The 11451-nt window shown below is 71.0% G+C and carries 10 protein-coding genes; 3 read left to right on the top strand and 7 right to left on the bottom strand.

The features are described 5' to 3' along the window. Window positions 1-526: 526 nt before the first annotated feature. Entirely contained in the window at window positions 527-1552 is a 1026-nt protein-coding gene (trpS, locus tag ABD224_RS25100; RefSeq protein WP_344053752.1) for a tryptophan--tRNA ligase, read from the top strand. Here the strand turns inward: trpS and ABD224_RS25095 are convergent. Next, window positions 1492-2508: a GlxA family transcriptional regulator gene (locus ABD224_RS25095; protein ID WP_344053750.1), complete on the bottom strand. Its 1017-nt coding sequence runs from the start codon at window positions 2506-2508 to the stop codon at window positions 1492-1494. The genes trpS and ABD224_RS25095 overlap by 61 nt on opposite strands. 73 nt (window positions 2509-2581) lie before the next feature. Here ABD224_RS25095 and ABD224_RS25090 point away from each other — a divergent pair, with 73 nt between their 5' ends. Further along, entirely contained in the window at window positions 2582-3166 is a 585-nt protein-coding gene (locus tag ABD224_RS25090; protein WP_344053748.1) for a cysteine hydrolase family protein, read from the top strand. A 48-nt stretch (window positions 3167-3214) separates the two neighbouring features. Here the strand turns inward: ABD224_RS25090 and proC are convergent, their stop codons facing one another. The 5 genes from proC to ABD224_RS25065 form a co-directional block, all read right to left on the bottom strand. Then, entirely contained in the window at window positions 3215-4027 is an 813-nt protein-coding gene (gene proC, locus ABD224_RS25085) for a pyrroline-5-carboxylate reductase (protein WP_344053746.1), read from the bottom strand. Window positions 4028-4210: 183 nt separating this feature from the next. Further along, the gene (locus tag ABD224_RS25080) at window positions 4211-4993 is read right to left on the bottom strand and encodes an ABC transporter permease (RefSeq protein WP_344053744.1); all 783 of its coding nucleotides are present in this window, start codon (window positions 4991-4993) and stop codon (window positions 4211-4213) included. Further along, entirely contained in the window at window positions 4990-5787 is a 798-nt protein-coding gene (locus ABD224_RS25075) for an ABC transporter ATP-binding protein (protein ID WP_344053742.1), read from the bottom strand. Before ABD224_RS25075 ends, ABD224_RS25080 begins: the two co-directional genes overlap by 4 nt. A gap of 264 nt (window positions 5788-6051) precedes the next feature. Continuing rightward, window positions 6052-6564 (bottom strand): EamA/RhaT family transporter, encoded by a 513-nt coding sequence (locus ABD224_RS25070; RefSeq protein ID WP_344053739.1) that lies wholly within the window; start codon window positions 6562-6564, stop codon window positions 6052-6054. Window positions 6565-6608: 44 nt separating this feature from the next. Next, entirely contained in the window at window positions 6609-6956 is a 348-nt protein-coding gene (locus ABD224_RS25065; RefSeq protein ID WP_344053737.1) for an SH3 domain-containing protein, read from the bottom strand. Window positions 6957-7162: 206 nt separating this feature from the next. Here ABD224_RS25065 and ABD224_RS25060 point away from each other — a divergent pair, with 206 nt between their 5' ends. Next, window positions 7163-9337, top strand: a complete 2175-nt coding sequence (locus ABD224_RS25060) for a protein kinase domain-containing protein (protein WP_344053735.1) — start codon at window positions 7163-7165, stop codon at window positions 9335-9337. 160 nt (window positions 9338-9497) lie between these two features. Here ABD224_RS25060 and ilvD read toward each other — a convergent pair whose 3' ends face one another. Next, window positions 9498-11351, bottom strand: coding sequence for a dihydroxy-acid dehydratase (gene ilvD, locus ABD224_RS25055; RefSeq protein ID WP_344053732.1), 1854 nt, complete (start codon window positions 11349-11351; stop codon window positions 9498-9500). Window positions 11352-11451: the final 100 nt, after the last annotated feature.

Raw genomic sequence — 11451 nt, 5'->3', positions numbered from 1 at the left:
GGGCGCTTCCCTTCGGTGTTTCCGACTCTATCAGATCTTCTTACCGACCTGATCCCCGGTCAGCGGGGTTTGCCTTCACGGCCATTCGGCCGCTCCGGCGAGTGAGACTTTAGCGGATTCCCTGCTCCCGAGCGAATCGGGGGCTGCGTTCCTCTGAACGCGGATTCCTCATTTCCGCAAATACGCACACCAATAAGCACGACTGCCATCGAGTCGCGTTAAAGGGCGGTACTGCGGAAAGGCTGTCCGGGGACCGACTGACGTCAGCTCTCACGTCGGACAGCTCGGAGCACCTTACGGATCCGGGCGGGCCATGTCAACTCCCGGACAAAAGCCACCCCGAGGGCGTACCCTCGTGGACATGACGTCGCATACGTGCACCCAGCTGTGGTGGGCCGCCTGACGGCGGCCGTCCTCACGTGTGCTTGCAACGGCCGCCGCCTCGGCGGCCGTTCCCGTCTCTCCCCCAGGGATCCGAGGAGCAGCCGGCCCGGGGTGGTGGCCTCGACCAGGAGAGGCAGGGGAGATGACACGGGTCTTCAGCGGGATCAAGCCGACCGGCCACCTGACGCTGGGCAACTACCTGGGCGCTCTGCGGCGGTGGGTCGAGGTGGACCAGCATCGGTCGGAGGCGCTGTTCTGCATCGTCGACCTGCATGCGCTGACCGTGGACCACGACCCCGCGCGTGTGCGCAGACTCACCCGGCAGGCGGCGACGCTGCTGCTGGCGGCGGGGCTCGACCCGGAGCGGTGCACCGTGTTCGTACAGAGCCATGTGGACGAGCACACCCGGCTGTCGTACCTGCTGGAGTGCGTGGCGACCGACGGCGAGATGCGTCGGATGATCCAGTACAAGGAGAAGGCGGCGCGCGAACAGCGGCGGGGCGGGAGTGTGCGGCTGTCGCTGCTGACGTATCCGGTGCTGATGGCGGCGGACATCCTGGCGTACGGCGCGGACGAGGTGCCGGTCGGGGACGACCAGGCGCAGCACGTGGAACTGACCCGTGATCTGGCCGTGCGGTTCAACCAGCGCTACGGGCACACGTTCGTGGTGCCGAAGGCGACCCGTCCGAAGGTGGCGGCGCGGGTGATGAACCTCCAGGAGCCGACGTCGAAGATGGGGAAGTCGGACGACTCCGGGCCGGGCATCGTCTATCTGCTGGACGAGCCGGAGACCGTGCGGAAGAAGATCATGCGGGCGGTGACCGACAGCGGGCGGGACGTCGTCTACGACAGGGAAGAACGGCCGGGGGTCGCGAACCTCCTGGAGATCCTGGCCGCCTGCAGGGGCGGTGACCCGGAGGACCTGTGCGGTGCCTATGCGTCGTACGGCGCCCTGAAGAAGGACACCGCGGAAGCCGTGATCGAGGTCCTCAGGCCGGTCCAGGCGCGGCACAGGGAGCTGTGCGCGGATCCCGCGTATGTGGACGCGGTGCTGCGGGCGGGTGCGGAAAGGGCCAGGAAGATGGCGCGGCCGACGGTCGACGCGGCCTATCGGGCGATCGGGCTGCTGCCGGCGTTGGAGGAAGCGCCCTTGAAGGCGGCGCGGTAGGCGCGGGGGCTGGTGGCGAGGCGCGATGCGAAGTGCTGGCGCATCGTGACCTCGCTGCCGAAGCCGGCGCGACGGGCGACCTCGGGCATGGGGAGGTCGGTGCGTTCGAGGAGTTTCTGGGCGGCGGCGATGCGCTGGTCGAGGAGCCACCGGAGGGGGGTGGTGCCGGTCTCGGCGGTGAAGTGGCGGGTGAAGGTACGGGGGGACATGCAGGCACGGGCGGCCAGGTCGGCGACGGTGAGGGGTTCGTGCAGGTGGCGCAGGGCGTGTTCACGTACGGCGGCGAGGGTGTCGGCGTCGCGGTCGGTGCGGGGTGTGGGGCGTTCTATGAACTGGGCCTGGGTGCCGGTGCGGAACGGGGCGGTGACCATCGAGCGGGCGATGGTGGCGGCGGCTTCGGCGCCGTGGGTACGGCGGACGAGGTGGAGGCAGAGGTCGATGCCGGCGGCCGTGCCGGCGGAGGTCCAGATGTTGTCGTCCTCGATGAACAGGGCGTCGGGGACGACGGTGACCCGGGGGTGACGGGCGCGCAGTTCGTCGGCGAGGCGCCAGTGGGTGATGGCGCGGCGGCCGTCGAGGAGGCCGGCCTGGGCGAGAGTGAAGGCGCCGCCGCAGAGGGCGGCGAGGGTGGTGCCGCGGGTGTGGGCGCGGCGGAGGGCCTGGAGGACGGGTTCGGAGGCGGGGCCGAGGTCGTCGAGGCCGGGGACGACGACGAGGTCGGCGCGGTCGAGCCAGGTCAGGGTGCGGTCGGGGTGGAGGGCGAGGCCGCCGCGCAGGGGGACGGGGGTCTTGTCGACGCCGGTGCGGCGCAGTTCGAAGGCGGGGGCGCCGCGGTCGGTGCGGTCGGTGCCCCAGACCTCGGTGATGACGGTGACGTCGAAGGCGCGGATGCCGGGGAAGGCGAGCAGGGCGACGCGGTAGGGGTCGGGTGCGGTGGTGGTGCGGACCTGGGCCATGGTGGCAGTAAACCATCGATCGATGACTTATGTCTCTCTGGGACGGGGGTCGGTCCGGGAGCAGGATCGAAGCATGGAAATCGCAGAGAACGCAGCGCTGGTAGTCGTGGATGTGCAAAAGGGCTTCGAGGAGGCCGACTTCTGGGGGCAGCGGAACAATCCGGCGGCGGATGACAACATCGCCGCGCTCATCGACGTATGGCAGGCGACGGGGCGGCCGGTGGTGTTCGTGCGGCACGACTCGCTGGAGGAGGGGTCGCCACTGCGGACCGGGTACGCCGGCAATGAGCTGAAGGACTATGTGGAGCAGCGGCGGGGCAAGGGCAGCGGGCCGGAGCTGCTGGTGACGAAGACGGTGAACTCGGCGTTCCTCGGCACGCCGGATCTGGGGGCGTGGCTGACGGAGGCCGGGATCGGGCAGATCGTGGTGGTGGGGATCCAGACGAACATGTGCGTGGAGACGACCGCGCGGATGGGCGGGAATCTCGGGTACGACGTGGTCATGCCGCTGGATGCCACACACACGTTCGATCTGGTGGGGCCGTTCGGCTGGCGGCGTACGGCGGAGGAGCTGGCGCAGGCGTCGGCGGTGACGCTGCACGGGGGCGGGTTCGCGCGAGTGGTGACGACGGAGGAGGTCGTCGCGGCGACGCGGTGAGCCCGCCCGGTCGCGGCGCGGGGCAGGCCTTCTTGTCAGGCCTTCTTGTCAGTCCTTCTTGCCGGAGGCGAGTTCGCGGCTGCGGTCGCGGGCGGCTTCCAGGGCGGCGATGAAGGCGGCCCGTACGCCGTGGTTCTCCAGTTCGCGGATGGCGTTGATGGTGGTGCCGGCCGGGGAGGTGACGTTCTCGCGCAGCTTCACGGGGTGCTCCCCGCTGTCGCGGAGCATCACGGCGGCACCGATCGCGGACTGGACGATCAGGTCGTGGGCCTTGTCGCGGGGCAGGCCGAGGAGGATACCGGCGTCGGTCATGGCCTCGACCAGGTAGAAGAAGTAGGCCGGGCCCGAGCCGGACAGGGCGGTGCAGGCGTCCTGCTGGGCCTCGGGGACGCGCAGGGTCTTGCCGACGGCACCGAAGATCTCCTCGGCGTGGGCGAGGTGCTCGGCGGTGGCGTGGGTGCCGGCGGAGATGACGGACATGGCCTGGTCGACGAGGGCGGGCGTGTTCGTCATGACACGGACGACCGGGGTGCCGGGGGCCAGGCGCTCCTCGAAGAAGGAGATGGGGATCCCCGCCGCGCCGCTGATGACCAGGCGGTCGGCGGGGACGTGCGGAGCCAGTTCGTCGAGGAGGGTGCCCATGTCCTGGGGCTTGACCGTGAGGATCAGAGTGTCGGCGATCTTGGCTGCTTCCGGGTTGGTGACCGGGGTGACTCCGTAGCGGACGCGGAGTTCTTCGGCCCGTTCCGGGCGGCGGGCGGTGACCAGCAGGTCGGCGGGGGGCCAGCCGCCTCGGATCATTCCGCTGAGCAGGGCTTCACCGATCTTGCCGGTGCCAAGGACTGCGACTTTCTGGCTCATGCGTTCATCCTCGCACCGGCAGGACGGGGTGCGGGCGGATTGTCCGGCTGGCGGACGCTTCCTTCCGCACGGGTTCCTTTCGGACAGCTCCTTCCGTACGGCCTCCTTCCGTGCGGCTTCCTTCCGTACGGCCTCCTTCCGTGCGGGTTCCTTTCGCGCGGGTCGTGCGGGCTGTGCCGTGAGCTATGCCGTACGCCGCCGGAGGGTGGCCGCTCCCAGACCGAGGACCAGCAGGGCGCAGCCGGCCACGATCAGTACGTCGCGGACGAAGGTGGCCGTCACCTCGGTGTGGCGCAGGACCTCGTTCATGGCGTCGACCGCGTAGGACATGGGGAGGACGTCGGAGATCGCCTCCAGGACGGGATGCATGTCGGCGCGAGGGGTGAACAAACCGCAGAGAAGGAGCTGGGGAAAGATCACCGCCGGCATGAACTGGACCGCCTGGAACTCGGAGGCGGCGAAGGCGGAGACGAAGAGACCGAGCGCGGTGCCGAGCAGGGCGTCGAGCAGGGCGACCAGCAGGAGCAGCCAGGGCGAGCCGATGACGTCCAGGTCGAGAAGCCACAGGGAGAGTCCCGTGGCCAGGACGGACTGGACGATCGCGAGGGCGCCGAAGGCGAGGGCGTAGCCGGCGATGAGGTCGCCCTTGCCGAGGGGCATGGCGAGAAGGCGTTCGAGGGTCCCGGAGGTGCGCTCGCGCAGGGTGGCGATGGAGGTCACCAGGAACATGGTGATCAGCGGGAAGATGCCGAGGAGCGCGGCGCCGATGGTGTCGAAGGTGCGCGGGCTGCCGTCGAAGACGTAGCGCAGCAGGACCAGCATCAGGCAGGGGACCAGCAGCATCAGGGCGATGGTGCGGGGGTCGTGGCGGAGCTGGCGCAGGACCCGGGCGGCGGTGGCAGTGGTGCGGGCGGCGCTCAGGGCCCGGGGGGCGGGGGGTATCGCCGGTGCGGTGGTGGTGCTCATCGTGCTGTCTCCTTGGCGCGGCCCGCGGCGGCCGCCTCGTCGACCAGGTGCAGGAAGGCCGCCTCGACGGTGTCGGCACCGGTGCGGGAGCGGAGTGCTTCCGGGGTGTCGTCGGCGAGGATCCGGCCCTCGCGCATGAGGAGGAGGTGGTGGCAGCGCTCGGCCTCGTCCATGACGTGGGAGGAGACGAGGAGGGTGGCGCCGCGGGTGGCGGCGATGTCGTGGAAGAGGTTCCACAGGTCGCGGCGCAGGACGGGGTCGAGGCCGACGGTCGGTTCGTCGAGGACCAGCAGTTCGGGGGCGCCGAGGAGGGCGACGGCGAGGGAGACGCGGCTGCGCTGGCCACCGGAGAGGTTGCCGGCGAGGGCGTCGGCGTGGCTGGTGAGGTCGACGTCGGCGATGGCGCGGCTGACGTGCTCCCGGCGGCGTTCGGCCGCAGCGCGGCCCGGGTCGAGGACGGCGGCGAAGTATTCGAGGTTCTGGCGGACCGTCAGGTCGTCGTAGACGGAGGGGGCCTGGGTGACGTAGCCGACGCGGTTGCGGAGGGTGGCGTGGCCGGCGGGGCGGCCGAGGATCTCCAGGGTGCCGCTGACCTTGGCCTGGGTGCCGACGATCGCGCGCATGAGGGTGGACTTGCCGCAGCCGGAGGGGCCGAGCAGGCCGGTGATCCGGCCGCGCGGGACGGTGAAGTCGAGGCCGTGCAGGACGGTGCGCGAGCCCCGGACGACGGTGAGGGCCTCGGCGCGGACGGCAGGCGTGCGCGGGTCGGGGGGATCGGAGTCGATATTCATCATGTGATGATTAATGCGCGTGACGAAGGAGCCGTCAAGGGGCGTGCGGGATCGTGAAATCGTGAAAGGGAATGCGGGGACGCCCCGTGGCGAGGACCCATGCCGAGGAACCGTGCCGAGGAACCGTGCCGAGGGAAACGGGGAAAGGTCGCCCGTGCCGGGAAAGGCAGCTCCGCGCCGAGGGCCGGAAAGCCGAGGAAGCCGAAGGAAGGAGTGGGAGGGAGCGAGGAGAGAGCGGGGAGGGCGAAGGTGAGGGAGTGCGTACGGTCAGGAGCGGCGGCGCTTCGCCGGGTTGCCCGAACGGCGGGCGATACGGCGCTCGTACTGCTCGCGGGCGCGCCGGTACTCCTCGCGGTGCAGTTTCTCGCCGGGGGCCTCGGTGAGGGAGCGGAGGAAGTAGGCGCAGAGGGAGCCGACGAATCCGATGGTGAGCAGGCCCCGCAGGGCGGCCTGGCGGTCGGGGTCGGGGCGCTTGCTGAAGCCCTCCCAGGTGTGGCCGAAGGCGAGCGCGCTGCACACCGCGAACATCACGACGATCAGGCCCGTGACGAAGGAGCCCGAGTCGGCGAGCTGGAGGCCCTGGTAGGCGAAGCGGAGCACGAGGCAGGAGGCCACGGCCGCGGCGAGCGAGCCGAGGGAGACGCCGATGCGGCGGAGGGTGTAGCCGCCGTCGTGGTTCACCCAGGTGGTGCCGAAGAAACGAAGGGGCTCGGGCTGGGGCCCGTCGGAGGCCGCCGTGGAGCCCGCGGGGGTGTCCGGGGTGCCGTTGTCGTCGCTCACGGCTCGATTATGGCGTCCCGGACGCCCGCGGGCTCCGTCCGGGATCAGCTGCAGCGAGAGGCGACGTAGCCGTCGGTGCCGGTGTACACGTACGCGTCGGAGACGTATTCACCGTTGCCGATGTTGTCCCAGATCTTCGACGTGCCGTAGTAGCCCGACACCGTCGTGCCCGTCGTCTGGCAGAAGATCGGAACCTGGGCGCCCAGGGGCAGCACCCGGACGATGCCGTAGCCGGTTCCGGGACCGCTGCGGACGTTGAGGCGGACACCCGGCGCCACCGGGTAGTACCTCGCGGACGTCGCGGACGCCGCGGTCGCGACGGCCTCCGCCGCTTCGCCGCCGACCTTCTCGGTGCGCTCCTCGGCGCGCTTCTCAGTACGGTCGACAGACATGAGAAACCTCCCCCCGTCTTCAACCCCATGATCTTCATGGGATCACGATCATTCCCCTCGTACGCACCATAAAACACGGACGTACGCCGCAGAACGCAGGCGTGCACCGCGTGTCCCCACCAGCACGCCGCACCGGTCCTGTTCGAGTCATCGACTAGGCTCCGTGCATCCGTCGCGCGCGCGAACGAACAGCACGGGGATGGTCCATGGCGCCACAGCACAACATCGGAGCGGGCGCGGAAGAGGAACTTCCGGAGTACATCGGCCACTACCGTCTGGAGTCACGTCTGGGCTCCGGTGGCATGGGCGTGGTGCACCTGGCCCGCAGCGCCTCGGGACTGAAGCTCGCGGTGAAGATCGTGCACGCCCAGTTCGCCCAGGACCCGGAGTTCAGGGGGCGGTTCCGGCAGGAGGTGGCGGCGGCCCGCAGGGTGAGCGGTGCGTTCACCGCGCCCGTCGTCGATGCCGATCCGGATGCCGAACGCCCCTGGATGGCCACCCTGTTCATTCCCGGGCCCACGCTGTCCGATCATGTGAAGCGGAACGGACCCATGCCCGCGGCCCAGCTGCGCCGCCTGATGGCCGGTCTCGCCGAGGCGCTGCGCGACATCCACCGGGCGGGCGTCGTCCACCGGGACCTCAAGCCGAGCAATGTGCTGCTCGCCGAGGACGGGCCAAAGGTGATCGACTTCGGCATCTCCCGGCCGAAGGACAGCGAACTGCGCACCGAGACCGGCAAGTTGATCGGTACGCCGCCCTTCATGGCGCCCGAGCAGTTCCGCCGGCCCCGGGAGGTCGGTCCGGCGGCCGACGTCTTTGCGCTCGGGTCCGTGCTGGTGCACGCGGCGACCGGGCGCGGGCCGTTCGACTCCGACAGCCCGTATGTCATCGCCTACCAGGTCGTGCACGACGAACCCGATCTGACGGGTGTACCGGAGGACCTGGCACCGCTCGTGCGGCGCTGTCTGGCCAAGAATCCCGAGGACCGGCCCACGCCCAACGAGCTGGTGCGGGAACTGCGCGCGACGGCGGCCTCGTACGACACGCAGGCGTTCATATCGGTGCCGCGGACCGGTGACGCGCCGGACATACCGCGGTCCGAGCCGGGCACGGAGCAGAAGCCCGGATCGGACACGGAGCAGAAGCCCGAGCCGGACGCCGGACCGGAGACCGGACCGGACCCCGGGCAGGAGAAGCGTGCGCGCCGAAGACGCTTCCGCACGCGGACGGCCCTGGTCGCCGGTGCGCTCGGCCTGCTCATGGCCGGCTCCCTGATCACGGTCATGACGCTCGCGGACGACCGGCCCGCGTCCGGGGGCACCCTTTCCCGGGTCCACCCCGCCGGGGCGTGGGAGACGAAGCCGGTGTCCGGGAAACCGGTCGCGCCGCAGTGCACCCATGGCACCGGCACCTTGTTCTGCGCGCAGCCCGGTGTGGTCTTCGCCCTCGACCCCTCCGACGGCGCCGTGCGGTGGCGGCGCTCCGTCGACGGGGCCGGCATGCTCGCGCCGGTTCTGTCCGGCGGTCTGGTGCATGTGGCCACGGCGGACGGGCAGCACCTGGAGGCGCTCGACCCCTCCTCGGGCCGGACGCGTGCGCGGCGGGACGTTCCCGCACAAGGCGGGTGGAGGTTCGCGGGCGACACGCTTCTGCTGGCCCGTGCCGACGGGACGGTCACCGGCGTGGACAGCGCCTCGGGCGGGACACGGTGGAGCAGGCGGCTTCCGGGCTCCTCCCTGCCGTCCCTCGCCTCGTTCACCGGGGATCCGCTGGCGTATGCGACGAGTACGTCCGCCAACGGGACGAGCACGTGGATCACCGCCGTGGATCCCCGCACCGGCGCCGTCCGCTGGCGGGCGGAGCTGAGCGGCGTGCTGAGTCCCGTGGGCGCCCGGGACGGGTCCGTCTTCTTCCTCGATCTCGACAGGACCACCGGGGACGCGAGGGCGGTCGTCCGGTACTTCTCCGGGTCCGGAGAGGTGCGACGGGTGACGCTGCCCGTCCCGCGCCAGGCCCCGCAGGCCGAGGTGCGGGGGGACGTCGTCCATCTGCTGGCGTTCGGCGGTGCGCTGGAAGCCGTCGACACGGCCGCGGGCAGGCGGCTGTGGCTTCTCGAGACGGCCGTGAGCCGCGGGTCGGCACCCGTGTCCGACGGCCGCCATGTGTACCTCGTCGCCGCGGACGGGCGGCTGCTCGCCGCCGACGCCCGTACGGGCCGGCTCGTCGGGCAGACACAGCCGCGGCTCGGCGCCGGTTCGGACCGGGTCGCGGGCACGCTGGCCCCGCCGGTGCTCGCCGGCGGCCGTGTCTGTGCCGGTGCCCCCGACGGCACCGTGTTCGCCGTCGACGGAAACGATCCCGCGGCCTGGCAGACGTCCTGACGGTCCGGCAGACGTCCTGAACGGCCCGGCAGGCGTCCAGAGGCGGACGCGGTGGACCGGCGGACGTGAGACGTGAGAGACGCGTAAGGCGTGACAGGCACGGTGCGGGGCCGCCTCCCGAGGAAGCGGCCCCGCACCGGAGCCGGGGGACCGGCCCGGCTCAGCCCAGTTTCGAGATGTCCCGGACGGCGCCCTTGTCCGCGCTGGTGGCCATCGCGGCGTAGGCGCGGAGTGCCGCCGAGACCTTGCGGTCGCGGTTCTTCGGGGCGTACACGCCGTTCAGCGCCTTCTCGCGGCGGGCCAGCTCCTCGTCGTCGACGAGCAGCTCGATGCTGCGGTTCGGGATGTCGATGCGGATGCGGTCGCCGTCCTCGACGAGCGCGATGGTGCCGCCGGAGGCCGCCTCCGGGGAGGCGTGGCCGATGGACAGGCCCGAGGTGCCGCCGGAGAAGCGGCCGTCGGTGACCAGGGCGCAGACCTTGCCCAGGCCGCGGCCCTTCAGGTACGAGGTCGGGTAGAGCATCTCCTGCATACCGGGGCCGCCCTTGGGACCCTCGTAGCGGATGACGACGACGTCGCCCTCCTTGACCTGCTGGGTGAGGATCTTCTCGACGGCCTCCTCCTGCGACTCGCAGACGACCGCCGGGCCCTCGAAGGTCCAGATGGACTCGTCGACGCCCGCGGTCTTCACCACGCAGCCGTCCACGGCCAGGTTGCCCTTGAGGACCGCCAGGCCGCCGTCCTTGGAGTAGGCGTGCTCGACGGAGCGGATGCAGCCGTTCTCCGGGTCGGTGTCCAGGGTCTCCCAGCGTTCGGACTGGGAGAAGGCCTCCGCCGAGCGCCGGCAGCCGGGGGCCGCGTGCCACAGCTCGACCGCCTCGGGGGACGGGGAGCCGCCGCGCAGGTCCCAGGTCTTGAGCCAGTCCTCGAGGGAGGGGCTGTGGACCGCGTGCACGTCCTCGTTCAGCAGGCCGGCGCGGTGCAGCTCGCCGAGCAGGGCGGGGATGCCGCCGGCGCGGTGCACGTCCTCCATGTAGTACGTGCGGTCCTTGGCGACGTTCGGGGCGACCTTCGCCAGGCACGGCACCCGGCGGGAGACCTGGTCGATCTCCTCCAGGCCGAAGGGGACACCGGCCTCCTGGGCGGCGGCCAGCAGGTGCAGGATCGTGTTGGTCGAGCCGCCCATCGCGATGTCCAGGGCCATCGCGTTCTCGAAGGCCGCGGCGGTGGCGATGCTGCGCGGCAGGACGGACTCGTCGTCCTGCTCGTAGTAGCGGCGGGTGAGGTCCATCACCGTGCGGGCCGCGTTCTCGTACAGCGCGCGGCGGGCCGTGTGGGTGGCCAGGACCGAGCCGTTGCCGGGCAGGGCGAGGCCGATCGCCTCGGTCAGGCAGTTCATCGAGTTGGCGGTGAACATGCCGGAACAGGAGCCGCAGGTCGGGCAGGCGTTCTCCTCGATGCGGAGGATGTCCTCGTCGGAGACCTTGTCGTTCACGGCGTCGGCGATCGCGTCGACCAGGTCGAGGGTGCGGACCGTGCCGTCGACCAGGGTGGTCCGGCCGGACTCCATCGGACCGCCGGAGACGAAGACCGTCGGGATGTTCAGCCGCAGGGCGGCCATCAGCATGCCCGGGGTGATCTTGTCGCAGTTGGAGATGCAGATCAGGGCGTCGGCGCAGTGCGCCTCCACCATGTACTCGACGCTGTCCGCGATCAGGTCGCGGGAGGGCAGCGAGTACAGCATGCCGCCGTGGCCCATCGCGATGCCGTCGTCGACGGCGATGGTGTTGAACTCGCGCGGGATGCCGCCCGCCTCCCGGACCGCCTCGCTGACGATCCGGCCGACCGGCTGGAGGTGGGTGTGGCCGGGCACGAACTCGGTGAAGCTGTTGGCGACCGCGACGATCGGCTTCCGGCCGATGTCCGCACCGGGTACACCGGAGGCGCGCATCAGGGCGCGGGCGCCCGCCATGTTGCGGCCGTGGGTGACTGTGCGGGACCTCAGCTCGGGCATCGTCGCTCGCTCCTTCGGGACGTTCCGCCGGGACGCCGGGCGTTCCCGGCAGAGTACTGACTCAGTCGAGCCTACGCCGGTCTTCCAGGGATCGGGACGC

The sequence above is a fragment of the Streptomyces thermoalcalitolerans genome (assembly GCF_039525155.1).
Taxonomy (GTDB): Bacteria; Actinomycetota; Actinomycetes; order Streptomycetales; family Streptomycetaceae; genus Streptomyces; species Streptomyces thermovulgaris.
This window is presented reverse-complemented; position numbering and strand designations above follow the sequence as displayed.